This is a genomic window from Streptomyces sp. H27-D2, from assembly GCF_035828615.1.
In the GTDB taxonomy this organism is placed as follows: domain Bacteria; phylum Actinomycetota; class Actinomycetes; order Streptomycetales; family Streptomycetaceae; genus Streptomyces.
The window spans coordinates 1-19462 of record NZ_JAYMZR010000047.1 but is presented as its reverse complement, the minus strand read 5'-3'; the positions used below and the strand labels follow the sequence as shown (position 1 = coordinate 19462).

The window sequence follows — 19462 nt, the reverse complement described above, 5'->3', positions numbered from 1 at the left end:
CGGCCCCGCGCTACGCCTCGAAGGTCTACGCCTCGAAGGTCGCGGCCAGTGCCTCGGCGAGTCCCGGCACCAGGCCCGCGCCGGTGAGCACCTCGGTCGCCGAGTCCTTCTCGCGCAGCCGCACGGCGGACTCCCGCGCCCCGTCCCGCAGCACCGCGACCGTCATCCGCACCTCCTGGCGGTCCGGGTGCCGGGCGACCCAGTCGGCCAGCTTGGCCTCGTTCAGACCCTCCGGAACCGCGCCTTCCGCGGAGGCCGGCAGCATCAGCCGCTCCACCGTCATGGCGCAGCCGACGACCGAGTCCGGCCAGGCGACGGTGCCGAGGAATTCGTCGAGCGCCTTGCCCGGGGGCAGTTCGTCCTGCTCGATGGGGGTGAGAGCCGCCGAGGTGTTCCCGGGGTCGTCCAGGCCGAGCTGGGCCGCGAGGCCGGGCTCCTGGCTGCGCAGCCGAGCGGTGTCGACCAGGGCGAAGAGACGGGCGGGCTTGTCCCAGCCGAGTCCGGCCGAATACGCGTCGATTTCGAGTACGGCACGGGTGAGTGGGCTCGATGCGAGGGGGGTGCCGTCGCTGGAAGGGTTGGACATGCTGAATATCCTGCCTGGTTCGTCCCCGGAAACGGGAACTGGGTAAAGCCTGAGTAAGTTGCTACAGGTGGGCCCTAGTATCACCGGGCCCGCTTATTCGACAGCGATTCTTCGAGGTGCGCACCTTGGCTTTCCAGATGCCGGACCGCGGCGGAGGCCCGACCGGCCCGCGGATCAGAGTCGGCCGACCGTCCCGGCGCGTCCGGACCCTGCTCATGACCGTTGGCGTACTGGCCGTGCTGGCCATGGCGTTCGTCATGTTCGCGGGGTTCTGGACCGACTGGCTCTGGTACCGCTCGGTCGGGTACTCATCGGTCTTCACCACCACCCTGTGGACCAAGATCGGTCTTTTCTTCTTCTTCGGACTCCTGATGGCCGCGGCCGTCGGGGTCAACATCTGGCTGGCCCACCGGCTCCGGCCGCCGCTCAGCGCGATGTCGCTGGAACAACAGAGTCTCGACCGCTACCGGATGGGCATCGCCCCGTACAAGAAGTGGGTGCTGCTCGGGGTCACGGCCCTGATCGGGCTCATCGCCGGGGCGTCCGCGTCCGGGCAGTGGCGGACCTGGCTGATGTGGGTCAACGGGGTGTCCTTCGGTCAGAAGGACCCCCAGTTCAAGATGGACGTGGCGTTCTACGCGTTCGACCTGCCCTGGTTCCGGTTCCTGCTGAGCTTCGGCTTCGCGGCGGCGGTGCTCTGCCTGATCGCCGCCGCGCTGGTGCACTACCTGTACGGCGGGCTGCGCATCACCAGCCCCGGCGCGCGGGCGACCTCGGCGGCCACCGGCCATCTGTCGGTGCTGCTCGGCATCTTCGTGGCGCTCAAGGCCGTCGCGTACTGGCTCGACCGGTACGGCCTGGCGGTGAAGTCCAGCGGTCTGAAGTCGACCGAGGGCTGGACCGGCCTGCGGTACGTCGACGCCAACGCTTATCTGCCGGCCAAGACGATCCTGTTCTGCATCGCGGTCATCTGCGCGGTGCTGTTCTTCGCGACGCTCTGGCGGCGCACCTGGCAGCTGCCGGTGATCGGCTTCGGGCTGATGGTGCTCTCGGCGATCCTGATCGGCGGGCTCTACCCGGCGATCGTGCAGAAGTTCCAGGTCCAGCCGAATGAGCAGGCCAAGGAAACGCCGTACATCAAGAAGAACATCGACGCGACGCGCAAGGCCTACGACATCGCCGGCTCCCAGGTCAAGGAGTACAAGGGCGACTTCGAGGCCAAGTCCAAGGAGGACAACGCGAAGCTGCGCGCGGGCGCGGACAGCACCGCGAGCATCCGGCTGCTCGACCCGAACGTCGTCTCGCCCACCTTCCAGCAGCTCCAGCGGGTGCGCGGCTACTACCAGTTCCCCGCGACCCTGGACGTGGACCGCTACAAGAACGAGGACGGCAAGGAGCAGGACACCGTCATCGGTCTGCGCGAGCTGAACATCAGCGGCATCCCCGAGCGCAGCTGGATCAACGACCACTTCAAGTTCACCCACGGCTACGGCGCGATCGCCGCCAAGGGAACCGGGACGGTGCGGACCGGCGCGCCGGACTTCACCGAGAAGGACCTCCCCGCCAAGGGCGAGCTGCGCGACTACCAGCAGCGGATCTACTACGGCGAGAAGACCTCGCAGTACTCGATCGTCGGCGGCCCGCAGAAGGAGCTCGACTACTCCGACGACACCGGTGAGAAGAGCTACAGCTACAAGGGCAAGAGCGGTGTCGACCTCTCCAACCCGGTGAACCGGGCCGCTTACGCGGTGGCCTTCGGCGAGCCGCAGATCCTCTACTCCGGAGCGATCGGCGAGGGGTCGCGGATTCTCTACAACCGGACACCCAAGGAGCGCGTCGAGGCGGTCGCCCCGTGGCTGACCATCGACGGCGACGCCTATCCCGCGGTGGTGGACGGCCGGGTCAAGTGGATCATTGACGCCTACACGACGACGAACGGCTATCCGTACGCGTCCCGTACGACGCTCGGCGACACCACGGCCGACTCGCTGAACGAGACCGACGGGCAGCGGTCCGTGGTCGCGCAGCAGAACCGGGTCAACTACATCCGGAACTCGGTGAAGGCGACGGTCGACGCCTACGACGGCTCGGTCAAGCTCTACCAGTGGGACAAGAAGGACCCGGTCCTGAAGACCTGGATGAAGGCCTTCCCCGGGACGGTGGAGAAGAAGAGCGCCATCAGCGGCCAGCTGATGGAGCACCTGCGCTACCCGCAGGACCTGTTCAAGGTGCAGCGCGAGCTGCTCACCCGCTACCACGTCACCAACCCGGTGCAGTTCTACAGCGGCAGTGAGGTGTGGCAGATCCCGGATGACCCGACCAACAAGTCGGGCAACGCGGTCCCGCCGTACTACCTGAGCATGAAGATGCCGGACCAGAAGGCGCAGTCGTTCTCGCTGACGACGACCTTCACTCCCAACCAACGGGAGAACCTGGGCGCCTTCATGGCCGTCGACGCGAACGCCAAGAGCGCCGATTACGGCAAGATCAGAATCCTCAAACTGCCGTCCGAGACCACGGTTTCGGGACCACAGCAGGTGCAGAGCAAGTTCAACTCGGACACCGAGATCGCCGACAAGATCAATATCTTGAAGAGAGGCGACTCGCAGGTCGAGTACGGCAACCTGCTCACGGTGCCACTGGGCGGTGGTCTGCTCTACGTCGAACCGGTCTACGTCCGGGGCGCCGGCACCAACTACCCGTTGCTGAAGAAGGTTCTGGTCTCCTACGGGGATCAGACCGCCTTCGAGAACACTCTCGGGGAGGCGCTGGACAAGGTCTTCGGCGAAGGCAGTTCCGAACCTGGCGGCACGACGAAGCCACCGGGCCAGGGTGACACCGGGCAGCCTTCCGAGGACCCGACGGTGCAGGAAGCCGTGAAGGACGCCCAAAAGGCCTTCGAGGACGGCGAGAAGGCCCTCGAGGCCAAGGACTGGAAGGCCTACGGCGAAGCCCAGCAGAACCTGGGGGACGCGCTGCAGCGGGCCGCCGACGCGGAGGCCAAGGCCGCCGAGAAGAGGAAGTCAGCCGGCAAGTCCCCGGACAAGTCAGGGGACAAGCCCGGGGACAAGGACAAGAAGCCGGGCAGCTGAACAAGCTCCACCCCGCGCCGTGGTACCTTTGGTTCACAACGGCGCGGGGTGGAGCAGCTCGGTAGCTCGCTGGGCTCATAACCCAGAGGTCGCAGGTTCAAATCCTGTCCCCGCTACTTCATACAAGGCCCGAAGTCCCCGGACTTCGGGCCTTGTTGTGTGTTCGGACCACTGTGTCGGATGTTTGACATGTCGTCGTATCGGGAAATCGACAAACCTCCGAAGTGACCACACCCGGCTGCGGTATACCAGGTGTACGAGGGTTGTGGGTGGTGCGACGATGGGTTCTATGGGGGACAAGGCAAGTCTGTTGGATTCATGTCGGTTTGTGGATGCGTCCGGCGACGGGCGCGATCCGGAGCGGCCGACCGTCGCTGAAGGCTGCGCGGGCGGCGTGAACGCCACCGACGCCGCCTCCGAGACCCGGCACCGCCGTGGCGCGGACGTCGGCGACACCACCTCGATGAGTGTCCTCGGTTCGCTGCTGCTGCGCCGCGGAGACCTCGACGGCGCGGAGTCGTACCTGCGCGCGGCCACCGCCGAAGGCGACCGGGCCGCCGCCAACAACCTCGGAGTCCTGCTGCACCAGCGGGGTTACGCCGAGGAGGCGGCCGGCTGGTGGCGCATCGCAGCCGTCGCCGGCTCCGCCGCGGCGGCCCACGCGCTGGGCCGCTACTACCGCGAGCGCGGCGACGAGCCCGCCGCCGAGTACTGGCTGCGGCAGTCCGCCGAGTCCGGCCACGCGCTGGGCGCGTACGCCCTCGCCGATCTGCTCGAACACCGCACCGACGTCGGCGCCGCGCGCTGGTTCCGCGCCGCCGCCGAGCAGGGCCACCGCGAGGCCGCGTACCGCTACGCCCGCATCCTGGACAAGCGGGGCCTGGACGAGCAGGGACTCGACAAGCACGGCCCGCACGACTCGGAGCAGCGCGGCCCGTACGAGAACGGGGCGGACCCGGGGCGGGACACCGCCGGCGCCGCCGCCGAGGCTGTCGGAGACGACGAAGCCGAGCAGTGGTACCGGCAGGCCGCCGCGCGCGGCCACCGCCGCGCCGCGCTGCACCTCGGCACGCTCCTGGAGGAGCGCGGCGAGACGCAGGAGGCCGGCCGCTGGTACCTGACCGCCGCCAAGGACGGCGAGCCGCGCGCCGCCTGCGCGCTCGGCTTCCTGCTGCGCGACGCGGGGGACGACGACAGCGCCGCCATCTGGTGGCGGCGCGCCGCCCAGGACGGCGACGGCAACGCGGCCAACGCGCTGGGCGCTCTGCACGCGGCCCGGGGCGAGCCGCAGTCCGCCGAGCGCTGGTACCGCGCCGCCCTGGACGCCGGCGACGTCAACGGCGCGTACAACCTGGCTCTGCTGTGCACCGCGCAGGAGCGCGCGGCGCAGGCCGAGCAGTGGTACCGCCGCGCCGCTTACGCCGGCCATCGCGAGGCCGCCAACGCCCTCGCCGTACTGCTGTTGCAGCGCGGCGACGCGTCCGGCGCCGAGCCCTGGTTCTCCAAGGCGGCCGAGGCGGGCAGCGTCGACGCCTCGTTCAACCTCGGCATCCTGCACGCGGGGCGCGGCGAGGACGGCAAATCCCGTGGCTGGTACGAGCGCGCCGCCGCGGCCGGGCACACCGAGGCCGCGCTCCAGGTCGCCATCGCGCTGCTGCGCGACGGCGACGAGCACGCCGCCGAGCGGCACCTGCGCTGTGCGGCGGGCGGCGGCAGCGCCGAGGCGGCCTTCCGGCTGGGCGCGCTGCTCGACCGGCAGGCGGCGGCCCCGGCGGACGGTGTGGGCGCGGCGGCCGAGGGCGGCACCTCCCCGGAGTGCGAGGAGTGGTACGAGCGGGCGGCCCGGCAGGGCCACCGGCGCGCGCAGGTGCGGGTCGGCATGTTCGCGGCGACCCGTGGCGACGTGGTCGAGGCGGCGCACTGGTACCGCACGGCGGCCGAGGCCGGCAGCCGCAACGGCGCGTTCAACCTGGGTCTACTGCTGGCCCGGGAGGGCAGCGAGCCGGAGGCCGCGCTGTGGTGGACCCGGGCGGCCGGAGCCGGCCACGGGCGGGCCGCGCTGCGCCTCGCGCTGCTCGCGGCCCGGCGCGGCGAGCCCGCCGCCGGGCAGCAGTGGTGCGCGCGGGCGGTCGAGCTGGGACCGGCCGAGGTCGCGGAGCGCGCGGCCCGGCTGCGCGACGCGCTGGGCCAGGAGCTCACGGCCTGACACGGGTTGCCCGGCTGGGCGGGGCGGCGGCAGTGCCATGAGGGCTCCGGCCCTCGCGTACGGCTGTGCCTTGATCGCCTGATCGGTGGCGCGGCCGGCTCCGTACGGTGAGGTGCCCCGGCCCGGGACCAGCGGCGCGGTCGGGCTCTGACCAGCGAGGCAGCCCGCCCGGCAGCGGTGAAGCGGGTGTGCGGGGGCGGCGGGAATCCGATTTGGCCTGCCGTCCCCGGTCGCGTAGAGTTGGTTTCACAACGGCGCGGGGTGGAGCAGCTCGGTAGCTCGCTGGGCTCATAACCCAGAGGTCGCAGGTTCAAATCCTGTCCCCGCTACCACAACGAAGGCCCGGATCCTTTTGGATCCGGGCCTTCGTCACGTTCCCGTCCTGTTCCGGCCCGTCCGCACCGCCGGCCGGGCTCGGTGGAATGCGGTGCGCCGGTGCGGTCAGCCGCCCGCGCAGTTGGGGCAGACGCCGCGGTAGGTGACCTCGGCGGTGGAGACGGTGAAGCCGAAGCGTCCGTCGGCCGGGAGGTCGGCGAGCGGGTCGCCCTGCGGGTGGACGTCCCGGATGGTGCCGCACTTCGCGCACACCAGGTGCTGGTGCGGGCGGTGCGCGTTCGGGTCGTACCGCTTGGCGCGGCCGTCCGTGCTGACCTCCAGCACCTCGCCCAGCGAGACGAGCTCGCCGAGGGTGTTGTAGACGGTCGCGCGGGAGATCTCGGGCAGTAGGGCGGTCGCGCGGGCGTGCACTTCGTCAGCGGTGTAGTGCACGTGGTCCCCGTCCAGGACCTCGGCCACGACGCGTCGCTGGGCGGTCAGTCGCCAGCCGCGTCCCCGGAGTCGATCGAGCAGGTCACTCATGCCATTCACCTATCAGTCAGATAAGGGACAAGCCTAGCAGCGGGACTGTCCATGGCCGGACGCGATACGAGTCTCCATTTCTTCTTGACTTAGACATTGTCCAATGTAGGATCGGAATCGGTTCAGGCCAAGGGTCTGGACCGGACGGACAGGACGGACAGGACGAGAGCTTTGCAGGAGGCGCACGTGACGGTTCAGGGCGAGACAACCGGACCGCTGACCACGGAGTCCGGGGCTCCGGTCGCGGACAACCAGAACAGCGAGACGGCGGGCATCGGTGGCCCGGTGCTGGTCCAGGACCAGTCGCTGATGGAGAAGCTGGCGCACTTCAACCGGGAGCGCATCCCGGAGCGGATCGTGCACGCCCGCGGCGCCGGTGCGTACGGCACCTTCACCGTCACGGCGGACGTGACGAAGTACACCCGCGCCAAGTTCCTCTCCGAGGTGGGCAAGGAGACCGAGACCTTCGCGCGCTTCTCGACCGTCGCCGGCAACCTCGGCTCGGCCGACGCCGTCCGCGACCCGCGTGGCTTCGCGCTGAAGTTCTATACCGAAGAGGGCAATTACGACCTCGTCGGCAACAACACCCCGGTGTTCTTCATCAAGGACGCCATCAAGTTCCCGGACTTCATCCACACCCAGAAGCGCGACCCGTACACCGGCTCGCAGGAGGCGGACAACGTCTGGGACTTCTGGGGTCTCTCGCCGGAGTCCACGCACCAGGTGACCTGGCTGTTCGGCGACCGCGGCATCCCCGCGTCGTTCCGCAACATGCACGGCTTCGGCTCGCACACCTTCCAGTGGAACAACGCCGCGGGCGAGGTCTTCTGGGTCAAGTACCACTTCAACACCGACCAGGGCGTCGTGAATCTGACGTCCGAGGAGGCGGCGAAGCTCGCGGGTGAGGACCCGGACAGCCACCAGCGCGACCTGCGCACCTCGATCGAGCGCGGTGACTTCCCGAGCTGGACGGTGCACGTCCAGATCATGCCGGCGTCCGAAGCGGCCACCTACCGCTTCAACCCGTTCGACCTCACCAAGGTCTGGTCGCACGCGGACTACCCGCTCATCGAGATCGGCAAGTTCGAGCTCAACCGCAACCCGGAGAACATCTTCGCCGAGGTCGAGCAGTCGATCTTCTCGCCGGCGCACTTCGTGCCGGGCATCGGTCCCTCCCCGGACAAGATGCTCCAGGGCCGGCTCTTCGGCTACGGCGACGCCCACCGTTACCGCGTCGGCATCAACGCCGACCACCTGCCGGTGAACCGTCCGCACGCCGCCGAGGCCCGTACGCACGGCCGGGACGGCGCGCTGTACGACGGCCGGCACGGCGGTGCCAAGAACTACGAGCCGAACAGCTTCGGCGGCCCGGCGCAGACCGACAAGCCGCTGCACTCGGCGCTCGCGGTCACCGGCGCGACCGGTCAGACGGAGGCCCCCTTGCACGCCGAGGACAACGACTTCGTGCAGGCCGGCGACCTCTACCGGCTGATGTCGGACGGCGAGAAGGACCGCCTGATCGCGAACCTCGCCGGCTTCATCTCCCAGGTCTCGCGCGATGACATCGCCAAGCGCGCGATCGACAACTTCCGCCAGGCGGACGCTGACTACGGCAAGCGGCTGGAAGCCGCCGTCCAGGCCCTGCGCGGCTGACCGACGCTCGCCGTAAAAACGAAGAGGCCGGATGCCATTGGGGCTCCGGCCTCTTCGCTTGCCCGGATTCGGGCCTGGGGTCGGACCTGGGGTCGGGGTCAGGGCGGGGCCGGGGTCGGAACTCTTCGCTCGTGCCGGCCTGTTGCCGTGCCGGCGCGGTGCCGGTGTAGTGCCGAGGCCGTACCGGAGCCGTCCTCAGACGGGTAGCGCCGCAGCCCCCGTACGTTCGGGGGCCGGGGTCCAGCAGCGGATGATGTCGCGCACCGAAACCACGCCCACCGGCTCGCGTTCGTCCAGCACGATCAGGTGGCGGAAGCCGCCGTGCGTCATGGCCCGCGCCGCGTCGTCCAGGGTCCAGCCGGGGGCGGCGAAGACCACGTCGGTGGTGGTGTGGGCGTTCGCCGTCTCGTGGTCCGGGTTCTGTCCCGCTCCCAGGGAGTTGAGGATGTCACGCTCGGTCAGAATCCCGAGTCCGCAGGTGTCGGGGTCGAGGACCACCGCCGCGCCCACGCGGCGCGCGGCCATCAGACGGGCGGCCTGGCGGAGCGTGTGCGAGGGTCCGATGGTGAGGACCACCGTGCTCATGGCGTCACGTACGAGCATGGAGTGGAGCCACCTCCTTCGTGGATCCCTTCGAGAAAGGATTCACAAGTTCACAAGCTGTCACTCCATGTTCACACGGGGATGACCGCGCAACAAGGGGGGCGTACGGAAGCCATGCGAGGGGGCGCGCCGGAGACCTGGCACGCGGGGCGTACGGGACCCGGATTAGGGGCGTGCGCAGACATGGCGAAGGGCGCGCGAAGAGCCGTCTGCTCCATCGCGCGCGCCTGCGCCCCCGCGCTGTTGTGTCCTGCTCCAGGGCGGTCTGCCGTCGGTCGCTACCCGTTGAGATAGCCCAGCAGTTCGTCGTGGAGCAGGCCGTTGGACGCGGCCGCGTCGCCGCTGTGCGGGCCGGGCCGGCCGTCCAGACCGGTGAACCGGCCGCCCGCCTCCTGGACGATGACCGCGTTCGCCGCCATGTCCCACAGCGACAACTCCGGCTCCGCGCAGATGTCCACCGAACCCTCGGCGATCATCATGTACGGCCAGAAGTCGCCGTAGCCGCGGGTGCGCCAGCAGTCCTGGCTCAGCTCCAGGAAGCCGGGCAGCTTGCCGCGCTCCTCCCAGCCGGTGAGCGAGGAGTATCCGAACGACGCGTCAGAGATCCGGTTCACCTGCGACACATGCATCCGGTGCGCGGATGACAGGCTGCGTCCGGTGAACGCGCCGGCCCCCTTCGCGGCCCACCAGCGGCGGCCGAGCGCGGGCGCCGACACCAGGCCGATCACCGGCTCGTCGCCGCCTTCGCCGCGCACCATCAGCGAGATGAGAGTGGCCCAGACGGGCACCCCGCGTACGTAGTTCTTGGTGCCGTCGATCGGGTCGATGACCCAGCGCCGCGGCCCGGAGCCCTCGCTGCCGTACTCCTCGCCCAGCACGGCGTCGCGCGGGCGGGCGCGCCGCAGTGAGCTGCGGATCAGTTCCTCGGCTGCTTTGTCGGCCTCGGTCACCGGCGTCATGTCCGGTTTGGTCTCGACTTTCAGGTCGAGCGCCTTGAACCGCTCCATGGTCTGGGCGTCGGCGGCGTCCGCCAGTACATGGGCGAGGCGCAGGTCATCCAGGTAGTCCGACATGAGCGAACACTATCGTCCGGCGGCAGGGCGGTCGCCCCCGCACGTTTGCAGCACGCGCTCCCCGCGAGGGCTATTGACACCTCCTGGCGGCGCGTCAATTCTGTCGGCACAACCGGCATGCGAGCTCCCCGGCCCCGGAGGCAACGATGCCTACAGCACGTGAATCCCTGCTGGACGCCGCCTACACGATCCTCTCCAGCCGTCCGTGGGACGGCGTGCGGATGGTCGATGTCGCGGCCGCCGCCGGGGTCTCGCGGCAGACCCTTTACAACGAGTTCGGCAGCAAGGAGGGGCTGGCCCGCGCGCTGGTGCGGCGCGAGACCGACAGCTACCTGGCCGGCGTGGACCGCGTCCTGTCCGCCGCCGCCGTGCGCGAGGGCGCGGACGCCGCGGACTGCTGCGCCGCCGCTGCCGTCTGGACGCTGCGCTCGGCCCGTACGAACCCGCTGGTTCGCGCGGCCCTCACCGGCTGCCGCGGCGAACGGCTGCCGGACGCGGCGGTGTCGGCCGTCCCAGCCGTTCCGGCTCAGCGCGGGAGCGTCCCGCTGGGCCCGGACGTCGGCCAGGTGCCGGGCGCGCCCTCGGCGAACGGGCTGGTCGCGGAGTTCCGCCGGCGAGCGGTGGCCGTGTTACGGGAGAGCGGTGTCAGGGGAGCCGGCGACGGCGAAGGAGGCGCGCGAGGGGGCGTGACAGGGGGCGCGGGAGCCGTCGGGGAGCACGACAAGGAGCCGGACCCGGTCGGCATCCACTGGGCCTGCGAGGCGGCGGCGCGGCTCACCCTCTCGTACGTGCTCGCCCCGGTCGGCTCCGACGCGGAGGCGGGGCGGCTGGTGTCCCGGCTGGTCAGGGACGTACTCGTCGGCGTGAAGTGACCGGCGTGAAGTGACTGGAGTGGGGTGAGCCGGCGCGAGCTGACCGGCGTGAAGTGACCGGCGCGAGCTGACCGCCGTGGACGGCCGGCCGCTCAGTGCGCCGAGCCGGACAGCTGGAGCCCGATCACGCCGACCAGGACCAGGCTGATCGAGACCAGCTTGAGCGTGGAGACGATGTCGCCGAGGAAGACCATTCCGTAGATCGCGGTGCCGGCCGCGCCGATGCCGGTCCAGACCGCGTACGCCGGTCCCACGTCCAGCTTCTTCAACGCGAGCGTGAGGAGACCGAAGCTGCCGAGCGCGAAGACGCAGAAGGCGACGGTGGGCCACAGCCGGGTGAAGCCGTGCGAGAGCTTGAGGCACACGGCGAAGCCGGTTTCCAGCAGCCCCGCCACCACGACCAGCAGCCACGCCATGAGTTTGCCTCCCGCATCGGTGACTGCCGTGTCCGCGCTGTCCCGGCGCCGATTCGACGGCGGGGCGCGGGGCCTGGTGCGATTATGCATTTACCTCGAGCGGGTGGCAGTAAACGTGGCCGGTCGGTCTGCCGGGCGGCGGCGGACGTGGCCGGCCGCCCCGCGGAGCGGGCGGCGACCGGCCGCCGGCGACCGGCAGACCGGTCAGTCCCCTTCGCGCCGCTCCCTGCTGGCCAGCAGCCGGCGGAGCGAGTAGAGCCGCGACGGGTCGGCGTGGCCGTCGGTCACCCACTGGTCGAGCGCGCAGCCGTCCTCGACGTGACCGCAGGCCCGCGCGCAGCCCTCGGCGCCCGGCAGCAGGTCGGGGAAGGCCAGGATGACCCGAGAGGGGTCCACGTGGTGCAGCCCGAAGGACCGTACGCCGGGGGTGTCGATCACCCAGCCGCGGTCGCCGGGCAGTGGCAGCGCCAGCGCCGAGGTGGTGGTGTGCCGGCCGCGGCCGGTGACCGCGTTGACCACGCCGATGGCGCGCCGCCGCTCCGGCGGCACCAGGGCGTTGACCAGCGTCGTCTTGCCGACGCCGCTGTGCCCGACGAACGCGGTGATCCGGCCGTCCAGCAACTCCCGTACCCGGTCCGCCGCGTTGCCGTCGACCAGTTCGTCCCGGCGGGTCACCACATAGGGGACGCCGAGCGGCGCGTAGGTCTCCAGCAGGTGGTCGGCGGGGGTGAGGTCCGACTTGGTGAGGACCAGCAGCGGGTCCAGGCCCGCGTCGTACGCGGCGACCAGGCAGCGGTCGATCAGCCGCGGCCTGGGCTCCGGGTCGGCGAGCGCGGTGACGATCGCGAGCTGGTCCGCGTTGGCGACGACGATCCGCTCGAACGGATCGTCGTCGTCGGCCGTACGGCGCAGCACCGAGCTGCGCGGCTCGACCCGGACGATCCGGGCCAGGGTGTCCTTGTCCCCGGTCAGGTCGCCGACGATGCCGACCCGGTCGCCGACCACGACGCCCTTGCGCCCGAGCTCGCGGGCTTTCATGGCGTGGATCTGCCGGTCTTCGACCAGACAGGTGAGCCGGCCCCGGTCGACGGTGAGGACGAAGCCCTCGACCGCGTCCTCGTGCTTGGGCCTGATGTTGGTGCGCGGGCGGTTGCCCTTGCGGTTGGGGCGGACGCGGATGTCGTCCTCGTCGGGGTTCTTGCCGTAGCGGCGCATCGCGGGAAGCTCTCAGACTCTCCGGGCCGGGGCGGCTTCCGGCACGGGCCCGAGCATTCCCGTCCACATGTCGGTGAAGTCGGGCAGCGTCTTCGCTGTGGTCCCCACATTCTCGATCCGTACGCCGTCGACCGCCAGGCCGATGATCGCGCCGGCGGTCGCCATCCGGTGGTCGTGGTAGGTGTGGAAGACGCCGCCGTGCAGCGGGCGGGGGCGGATGCGCAGCCCGTCCGCGGTCTCGGTGACGTCGCCGCCCAGCGCGTTGATCTCCTTGGTAAGGGCGGCCAGGCGGTCGGTCTCGTGCAGCCGCAGGTGCGCGACGCCGCGCAGGACGGACTCGGAGTCGGCCAGCGCCGCGACCGCGGCGATGCCGGGGGTCAGCTCGCCGACGTCGCCGAGGTCCACGTCGATGCCGTGGATGCGGCCGGTGCCGGTGAAGACCAGGCCCTGGGCGGTCAACTCGCAGGAACCACCCATGGTGGTGAAAATCTCGCGCAGCGCGTCGCCGGGCTGCGTCGTGCGCTCCGGCCAGTCCGGGACGGTGACCCGGCCGCCGGTGATCAGCGCCGCCGCGAGGAAGGGCTGCGCGTTCGACAGGTCGGGCTCGACGGTCAGGTCGCGGCCGAGCAGCGCGCTCGGCGCGATCCGCCAGACGTTCGGCTCGCCGCCCGACTCCGGGGTGTCCACCTGCGCGCCCGCGGCCCGCAGCATGTCGACGGTCATCAGGATGTGCGGGAGGGAGGGGAGGGTGGAGCCGGTGTGCCGTACTTCGACGCCCTGGTTGAAGCGCGGGGCGGAGAGCAGCAGCGAGCTGACGAACTGGGAGGACGACGAGGCGTCGATGCTGACCGGACCGCCGTCCAGCGCCCCGCCGCCGTGCACGGTCAGCGGGAGCGCGCCGCGGCCGTCGTCGTCGATGCGGGCGCCGAGGGCGCGCAGTCCGTTGATCACGCCGTGCAGCGGGCGTTCGTACGAGCGGGGGTCGCCGTCGAAGCGGATCGGGCCGTCGGCGAGCGCGGCGACCGGCGGCAGGAAGCGCATCACGGTGCCGGCGTTGCCGACGTCGACGGTGGCGGGGCCGTGCAGGCCGGCCGGGATGATCCGCCAGGCCTCACCGCTGCCGTCGGGGCCGATGCCCTCTTCGATGCCGACGCCCATGGCGCGCAGCGCCTCGGCCATCAGCAGGGTGTCGCGGGAGCGGAGCGGGCGGCGGAGCCAGCCGGGCTCGGCGGCGAGAGCGGCGAGCACCAGGCCGCGGTTGGTGACCGACTTCGAGCCGGGCACGGTGACCGTCGCGTCGACGGCGCCGTGCGCTAGCGGAGCGGGCCAGTGGGCGGGGTGCGCGGGACTGTCGGTCATGGCTCTCACTTTAGTGGCTCGTCCGTGGTGCGGATCTTGATCGAAAGTTGGGCAACCCGGCTGAAACATCCCGCTGGTAGGGGGGCGGGCCGGGGAGGGGCTGAGGACACACCGGGAGCCGCGCCGAGAGCCGCGGCGGGGCTGTCGGACCGTCCCCGTCCGCTCCCCGCGTGCGCCCCCTGCTAGCGTCCGCCCGCTGTCAGAGCCCCAGCAGCCAGCGCGCGCCGCCGACCAGCGCGCACAGCGAGACGGCGTGGAACAGGAAGAGCCACATCGCGGCCGGGGCGTGCGTCAGCCGGGAGAGCTGATCGGCGTCGGAATCCGGCGCTCCGCCGTGCCGCCGCTTGCTCTGCAGCTCGAAGACCGGCCGCACGCCGCCGAGCAGCAGGAACCACACCACTCCGTAAGCGAAAGCCGCCTGCACGCTCGCCTCGGTCAGCCAGGAGACCAGGAAGAACGCGGCTCCGCTGAGGATCACCGTCAGCGCGCCGTAGGCGTTGCGGATCATCACGAGCATGGCGATGAGCAGCACCGTCGCGCCCCACAGCAGCGCCGTGATGTGCCCGGCGGCCAGCAGCCAGGCGCCGCCCAGCCCGATGAGGGACGGCGCGGTGTAACCGGCGGCGGCGGTGAGGATCATGCCGAGCCCGCTGGGCTTGCCGCGCGATACGGTCAGCCCCGAGGTGTCGGAGTGCAGCCGGATGCCGTCGAGGCGGCGGCCGGTGAGCAGCGCGACCAGCCCGTGGCCGCCTTCGTGGGCGATGGTCACGGCATTGCGGGTCAGCCGCCAGACGCCGTTCGGCAGTACGGCGGCGAGGGCGACGAGGCCGGCGGCGATGACCAGCCAGTTCGTCGGATCCGGCTGGGTGCCGAAAACCCGGTCCCAGACGTCGGTGATGTGGTCGGTGTCCATCTCTCCCCTTGCAACGGACGGCGGCCTGGCGGAGTGCCGTGGCAGTCTGGCATCTATGTGCGGTTGATATGTAAAATCCGCCTCTACCGTGCATCACCCACGATGACAAACATGCAGCTCAGAGCGGTATGGCTGTGGCGTGATCCTGGTCATAGGGGTGCCTGCGGTGAGGAATGTGCCGCGGCCGGATTCTGCTAATCCCTCTCAGCGACGGGTCCGCCACTGTTGGATGTTCCGGGCGGCTCGGACAACAAGAGCATCAGCTTTGGCGTTAACGCGGTTCGTAGGGGTGATGGATGATGTGCGGTCGATATGCGGCGAGCAGAGCACCCGAGGATCTGGCCGGGCTGTTCGATATTCAGAAGTGGGAGCCGGCCGAGGCTCTCGCACCGGACTGGAACGTGGCGCCGACGAAGAGCGTGTACGCGGTGCTGGAGCGACCCGTGAAGGATGCGGAGGACCCCTCGGCGCCGGTCCGGCAGCTTCGGGCGCTGCGGTGGGGGCTGGTGCCGTCGTGGGCCAAGTCGCCTGAGGTCGGGGTGAAGATGATCAATGCGCGGGCGGAGACGGTGCACGAGAAGGCGTCGTTCCGGCGGCCCTTCGCCGCCCGGCGGTGTCTGATACCCGCCGATGGCTATTACGAGTGGGTGACCGGCTCCGCCGAGCGGCAACTGGAGGAGAAGGGGAAGAAGAAGCGGTCGCGCAAGCAGCCGTACTTCGTGACCCCGGACGACGGCTCGGTGATGGCGATGGCCGGGCTGTACGAGTTCTGGCGGGACCGGACGCTGCCGGACGACCACCCGATGTCGTGGTGGGTGACCTGCACGGTGATCACCACGGAGGCCGACAAGGAGCCGCTGGCCGGTCCGGCGGGTGAGGACGGGCCGCGCTCCCTCGCCGAGATCCACCCCCGGATGCCGCTGATGCTGACACCGGATCGCTGGGACCCCTGGCTGGACCCGGCGCGCACCGACCCGGACCGCCTGCGTGAGCTGCTGACGCCGCCGCCGGCCGGGCTGATGCGGGCGTATCCGGTCTCGACCGAGGTCAGCAACGTGCGCAACAACGGACCGGAGCTGCTAGATCCGCTGGCCGCGCCCGAGGAGGAGACGCTCTTCTGAGGGGATGCGTCCTGAAAGGGCTGAGGGGGCCGAGGGGCGGCGGCTCGCCCGTTTCCGGCCTTCGGCGCGGCAGGATGGGCGGGTGAGCACGAAGACGACCGACACTGTCCCGACGCCGGTGGGCGACGCCCGCGTCACTTGGCACCTCGCGCCCGAGCCGCGCCTCGTGCTGGCCGTCAGCCATGGCGCGGGGGGCGGCATCGAGGCGCGCGACCTGCGCGCGCTCGCCGCCGCGCTCCCGGCGCGCGGCGTGAGCGTCGCGCTGGTCGAGCAGCCGTGGCGGGTGGCGGGCAAGAAGGTCGCGCCCGCGCCGAAGACACTCGACGTCGCGTGGACCGCGCTGTGGCCCGCCCTCGAAAAACCTGGCCTGCCCATCGTCGCGGGCGGGCGCAGCGCGGGGGCGCGGGTCGCCTGCCGCACGGCGCGCGGGCTGGGCGCGCGCGCCGTCCTCGCGCTGTCGTTCCCGCTGCACCCGCCGGGCCGGCCGGAGAAGTCGCGCGCGGACGAGCTGACCGGGGCCGGGCTGCCGACGCTGGTGGTGCAGGGCGGGCGCGATCCGTTCGGCCGCCCCGAGGAGTTCCCGGCCGGTACCGGGCTGGTCGAGGTGCCGTACGCCGACCATGGCTTCGCGGTGCCCAAGCGGGCGGACCTGGGGCAGGACGCGGCGCTGACCCTCATCACGGACGCCGTCGCGGACTGGCTGGAAGGGCTCGGCGGCTGACCGCAGTGTCCCCCGGAGCGCTCGCCGGGCGCTCGCGGGAATGAGGTGCGGGGTGCGGCTGTTGTGCGGAGAGCCGGTACGTACTCATCGGGTACGCGACCCCGGCGCACACGTGCCACAGACGCAAGGCAAAACCGAGGCAAAGAGGGAGTCCGCCGCATGGGTTCGATTGCTTGCCCGTCCCGCCCCCAGGCCAGTGACCTGGAGTGGTCGCAGGTGCGGGTGGCCCAGCCCGTTCCGGCTGGAGCGGCGGCAGGGCCGGATCGTCGTCTATTCTCCGATTCGAGCAGGTCCGCATTCGGACCGGCCGCGATGGTGGAGGAGGTGGGTCCGGTCACTGGGACCGACGACGGCACGATCGGCGAGCCGGCGGAGGAGTCGACCGCCGAGCGCAACGCGCGCTTCGAGCGGGACGCCCTCACCTTCCTCGACCAGATGTACTCGGCCGCGCTGCGTATGACGCGCAATCCGGCCGACGCCGAGGACCTGGTGCAGGAGACGTATGCGAAGGCGTACGCGTCCTTCCACCAGTTCCGCGACGGTACGAACCTCAAGGCCTGGCTCTACCGCATCCTGACCAACACCTTCATCAACTCCTACCGCAAGAAGCAGCGCGAGCCGCAGCGCAGTGGTGCGGAGGAGATCGAGGACTGGCAGCTCGCGCGAGCCGAGTCGCACATGTCGACCGGGCTGCGCTCGGCCGAGTCGCAGGCGCTCGACCACCTGCCCGACTCCGACGTGAAGGAAGCGCTCCAGGCGATCCCCGAGGAGTTCCGCATCGCGGTCTATCTCGCGGACGTCGAGGGGTTTGCCTACAAGGAGATCGCCGACATCATGGGAACACCCATCGGCACGGTGATGTCCCGACTCCACCGAGGCCGTCGCCAACTGCGCGGCATGCTGCAGGACTACGCCCGTGACCGCGGGCTGGTCCCGGCCGGCGCGGGCGCCGTGCCGGAGGAGTCGCTCGATCGGAAAGGCTCGGACTCATGAGCTGCGGAGAGCCCCACGAGACGGACTGCTCCGAGGTCCTGGACCATCTGTACGAGTTCCTCGACCGCGAGATGCCCGAAGGTGACTGCGCCAAGTTCGAGGTGCACATCGACGAGTGCTCGCCGTGCCTGGACAAGTACGGCCTGGAGCAGGCCGTCAAGAAGCTCGTCAAGCGCTGCTGCGGTCACGACGACGTCCCCACGGACCTCCGGTCCAAGGTCATGGGCCGGATCGAACTGATCCGGTCCGGCGAGGCCGTGCCCGAGCAGTCCGTGCTGGAACAGGCGAGGGCGGACGACCGCTCCGCCGCGGCCGAGAGCGCGCTTGCCGAATCGTCCGCCGCTCAGGCCGCCGAATCCACCGCGGACCCGTCGTCCGCCGGGGCCGCTCGCGCGGAATAGCGACTCTCGTCACCCGAAGGTGTGAGACCGCCCCACTTCCCGCGTCCCAATCCGGCGATGCGCCCTCCTGCCGCCCTACACCGCTCTATTGTCCCCATCCTGACGGGGAAGCGGGAGCGGACGGGGGAGGAGGGCGCCATGCGGTCGCTGCCGCTGGGGGCGTGCGGGTACATCCTGTGCGCCGTGCTCGGGGCGGCGGCGTGCGCCGCCCCCGCCGTTCGGCCGGGAGCGGCCACCCCATGGGGCACGGTCGCCCTGCTGGCCGTTCTCTACGCGCTCTGTGAGCAGCTGACCCGCTGCCCGCTGATGGGACACCGCGCCCCCAGCGGCATGGGCTCCTTCTTCCCCGTGCTGCTGGCCGGGACGTTTCTCCTGCCGCCGGCGGCGGCCGCGCTCGTCGCCGTGCCCGGCGCGCTCATCGGCCGGGTGGAAGCGCAGCCGGCCGTGCCCCGCCGCGTCTGGCACGCCGCGCAGCTCGCGCTCGCCGGCTACGCCGCCGCCCACGTCTTGCGGCCCACCGGCCACACCCTCGCGCCGCCCGACTTCCCGTACGTACTACTGCCCGCGGGCGCCGCCGCGCTCGTCTTCTGCTGCGTGCTGAGCCTGCTCGACGGCGGCGTGCTGGTCACCGCCGAGCGCTGCTCGCCGCGCACCGCCTGGCGCGGCCTGCTCCCGCGCTCGCTCGCCCCGCACCTGGTGCACGGCCTGGCCGGCCTGATGATGGCGGTGCTCTGGCGCAGCTCGTACGGGCCGGTCGCCGCGCTGTTCGTGCTGCTCCCGATGTACGTCTCCTGCTGGATCTTCGCCCAGTACCACCGCGAGCGCACCGCCCATCAGGCCACGATCAGGGCCCTGGTGCAGGCCGTCGACATCAAGGACCGCTACACGCGCGGGCACAGCGAGCGCGTCGGCCGCGCCTCCGTGATGATCGCCCGCGAGCTGGGGATGGCCGAGGGCCGGCTCGAAGTCCTGCGCTTCGCGGGCATCCTGCACGACGTCGGCAAGCTCGGCGTCCCCACCCGGCTGCTGCGCAAGGACGGGCCGCTGACCCCCGAGGAGCGCCGGATCATCGAACTGCACCCCGAGTACGGGCACGAGATGGTGCGCGGCATCGGATTCCTCGGCGAGGCGCGCTCGGCGATCCTGCACCACCACGAGCGGCTCGACGGGCGCGGCTATCCGTACGGGCTGTCCGGCCGGAACATCCCGGAATTCGCCCGGGTGGTCGCCGTCGCGGACGCGTTCGACGCGATGACCTCGACCCGCAGCTACCGGCGCTCCCGGCCGGTCCCGGCGGCCGTCCTGGAGCTCCAGAAGTGCGCGGGCACGCAGTTCGACCCGCAGATGGTGCGGGCGCTGGTCCGCGCGCTGGACCGGGAG

17 protein-coding genes and 2 tRNA genes are annotated in these 19462 nt (G+C 71.0%); 11 read left to right on the top strand and 8 right to left on the bottom strand.

Translation table 11 applies throughout. The features are described 5' to 3' along the window. Window positions 1-25 precede the first annotated feature (25 nt). On the bottom strand, window positions 26-586 hold the full coding sequence (locus tag QMK28_RS18995) for a PPA1309 family protein (protein ID WP_326439463.1): 561 nt from the start codon (window positions 584-586) through the stop codon (window positions 26-28). 137 nt (window positions 587-723) lie between these two features. On the opposite strand from QMK28_RS18995, the gene QMK28_RS18990 reads away from it, so the two are divergent. The 4 genes from QMK28_RS18990 (at window position 724) to QMK28_RS18975 (ending at window position 6216) form a co-directional block, all read left to right on the top strand. Continuing rightward, the gene (locus QMK28_RS18990) at window positions 724-3678 is read left to right on the top strand and encodes a UPF0182 family membrane protein (protein WP_326439519.1); all 2955 of its coding nucleotides are present in this window, start codon (window positions 724-726) and stop codon (window positions 3676-3678) included. 42 nt (window positions 3679-3720) lie between these two features. Next, window positions 3721-3794 (top strand) — tRNA-Met (locus QMK28_RS18985). Between the two features lie 278 nt (window positions 3795-4072). After that, a complete protein-coding gene (locus QMK28_RS18980) occupies window positions 4073-5884 on the top strand; it encodes a tetratricopeptide repeat protein (RefSeq protein WP_326439461.1) in 1812 nt (603 codons plus the stop codon). 255 nt (window positions 5885-6139) lie between these two features. Continuing rightward, a tRNA-Met gene (locus QMK28_RS18975) sits at window positions 6140-6216 on the top strand. Between the two features lie 109 nt (window positions 6217-6325). On the opposite strand, the gene QMK28_RS18970 is transcribed toward QMK28_RS18975, so the two are convergent. After that, window positions 6326-6742 carry a Fur family transcriptional regulator gene (locus QMK28_RS18970; protein WP_326439459.1) on the bottom strand — a complete coding sequence of 139 codons (417 nt, stop codon included), beginning with the start codon at window positions 6740-6742 and terminating at the stop codon, window positions 6326-6328. Window positions 6743-6928: 186 nt separating this feature from the next. Here QMK28_RS18970 and QMK28_RS18965 point away from each other — a divergent pair, with 186 nt between their 5' ends. Then, entirely contained in the window at window positions 6929-8395 is a 1467-nt protein-coding gene (locus tag QMK28_RS18965) for a catalase (RefSeq protein ID WP_326439457.1), read from the top strand. A gap of 195 nt (window positions 8396-8590) precedes the next feature. Here QMK28_RS18965 and QMK28_RS18960 read toward each other — a convergent pair whose 3' ends face one another. Beyond that, the gene (locus QMK28_RS18960; RefSeq protein ID WP_326439455.1) at window positions 8591-8998 is read right to left on the bottom strand and encodes a CBS domain-containing protein; all 408 of its coding nucleotides are present in this window, start codon (window positions 8996-8998) and stop codon (window positions 8591-8593) included. Window positions 8999-9276: 278 nt separating this feature from the next. Then, window positions 9277-10071, bottom strand: a complete 795-nt coding sequence (gene hisN / locus QMK28_RS18955; protein ID WP_326439453.1) for a histidinol-phosphatase — start codon at window positions 10069-10071, stop codon at window positions 9277-9279. Between the two features lie 146 nt (window positions 10072-10217). Here hisN and QMK28_RS18950 point away from each other — a divergent pair, with 146 nt between their 5' ends. Continuing rightward, complete coding sequence (locus tag QMK28_RS18950; RefSeq protein ID WP_326439451.1) at window positions 10218-10943, top strand: TetR/AcrR family transcriptional regulator; 726 nt, start codon at window positions 10218-10220, stop codon at window positions 10941-10943. 92 nt (window positions 10944-11035) lie between these two features. On the opposite strand, the gene QMK28_RS18945 is transcribed toward QMK28_RS18950, so the two are convergent. The 4 genes from QMK28_RS18945 to QMK28_RS18930 all read right to left on the bottom strand — a co-directional run bounded on the left by QMK28_RS18945 (window position 11036) and on the right by QMK28_RS18930 (window position 14846). Then, window positions 11036-11359, bottom strand: coding sequence for a DMT family transporter (locus tag QMK28_RS18945; protein WP_326439450.1), 324 nt, complete (start codon window positions 11357-11359; stop codon window positions 11036-11038). Window positions 11360-11563: 204 nt separating this feature from the next. Beyond that, window positions 11564-12574, bottom strand: coding sequence for a ribosome small subunit-dependent GTPase A (gene rsgA, locus QMK28_RS18940; RefSeq protein ID WP_326439448.1), 1011 nt, complete (start codon window positions 12572-12574; stop codon window positions 11564-11566). 12 nt (window positions 12575-12586) lie between these two features. Beyond that, the gene (gene aroA / locus QMK28_RS18935) at window positions 12587-13933 is read right to left on the bottom strand and encodes a 3-phosphoshikimate 1-carboxyvinyltransferase (protein ID WP_326439446.1); all 1347 of its coding nucleotides are present in this window, start codon (window positions 13931-13933) and stop codon (window positions 12587-12589) included. 199 nt (window positions 13934-14132) lie between these two features. Then, window positions 14133-14846, bottom strand: coding sequence for a M50 family metallopeptidase (locus QMK28_RS18930; RefSeq protein ID WP_326439444.1), 714 nt, complete (start codon window positions 14844-14846; stop codon window positions 14133-14135). Window positions 14847-15145: 299 nt separating this feature from the next. Between QMK28_RS18930 and QMK28_RS18925 the strand changes: the two genes are divergently transcribed. The 5 genes from QMK28_RS18925 to QMK28_RS18905 all read left to right on the top strand — a co-directional run. Beyond that, entirely contained in the window at window positions 15146-15967 is an 822-nt protein-coding gene (locus tag QMK28_RS18925; protein ID WP_326439517.1) for an SOS response-associated peptidase, read from the top strand. An 82-nt stretch (window positions 15968-16049) separates the two neighbouring features. Then, entirely contained in the window at window positions 16050-16688 is a 639-nt protein-coding gene (locus QMK28_RS18920; RefSeq protein ID WP_326439442.1) for an alpha/beta hydrolase family protein, read from the top strand. Between the two features lie 324 nt (window positions 16689-17012). Further along, complete coding sequence (locus tag QMK28_RS18915; protein WP_443050769.1) at window positions 17013-17681, top strand: sigma-70 family RNA polymerase sigma factor; 669 nt, start codon at window positions 17013-17015, stop codon at window positions 17679-17681. Next, a complete protein-coding gene (rsrA, locus tag QMK28_RS18910) occupies window positions 17678-18082 on the top strand; it encodes a mycothiol system anti-sigma-R factor (RefSeq protein ID WP_326439438.1) in 405 nt (134 codons plus the stop codon). The genes QMK28_RS18915 and rsrA overlap by 4 nt, the downstream gene beginning before the upstream one ends. 138 nt (window positions 18083-18220) lie before the next feature. Then, window positions 18221-19462 (top strand): HD-GYP domain-containing protein (locus QMK28_RS18905; RefSeq protein ID WP_326439436.1); only part of this gene is annotated, 1242 nt, incomplete at its 3' end.

Bases quoted from the DNA above. Each gene is read 5' to 3' on its own strand.
- QMK28_RS18995 (WP_326439463.1), bottom strand. From the start codon at position 586: ATGTCCAACCCTTCCAGCGACGGCACCCCCCTCGCATCGAGCCCACTC.
- QMK28_RS18990 (WP_326439519.1), top strand. From the start codon at position 724: ATGCCGGACCGCGGCGGAGGCCCGACCGGCCCGCGGATCAGAGTCGGC.
- QMK28_RS18970 (WP_326439459.1), bottom strand. From the start codon at position 6,742: ATGAGTGACCTGCTCGATCGACTCCGGGGACGCGGCTGGCGACTGACC.
- QMK28_RS18960 (WP_326439455.1), bottom strand. From the start codon at position 8,998: ATGCTCGTACGTGACGCCATGAGCACGGTGGTCCTCACCATCGGACCC.
- hisN (WP_326439453.1), bottom strand. From the start codon at position 10,071: ATGTCGGACTACCTGGATGACCTGCGCCTCGCCCATGTACTGGCGGAC.
- QMK28_RS18950 (WP_326439451.1), top strand. From the start codon at position 10,218: ATGCCTACAGCACGTGAATCCCTGCTGGACGCCGCCTACACGATCCTC.
- QMK28_RS18945 (WP_326439450.1), bottom strand. From the start codon at position 11,359: ATGGCGTGGCTGCTGGTCGTGGTGGCGGGGCTGCTGGAAACCGGCTTC.
- rsgA (WP_326439448.1), bottom strand. From the start codon at position 12,574: ATGCGCCGCTACGGCAAGAACCCCGACGAGGACGACATCCGCGTCCGC.
- aroA (WP_326439446.1), bottom strand. From the start codon at position 13,933: ATGACCGACAGTCCCGCGCACCCCGCCCACTGGCCCGCTCCGCTAGCG.
- QMK28_RS18930 (WP_326439444.1), bottom strand. From the start codon at position 14,846: ATGGACACCGACCACATCACCGACGTCTGGGACCGGGTTTTCGGCACC.
- QMK28_RS18925 (WP_326439517.1), top strand. From the start codon at position 15,146: ATGTGCGGTCGATATGCGGCGAGCAGAGCACCCGAGGATCTGGCCGGG.
- rsrA (WP_326439438.1), top strand. From the start codon at position 17,678: ATGAGCTGCGGAGAGCCCCACGAGACGGACTGCTCCGAGGTCCTGGAC.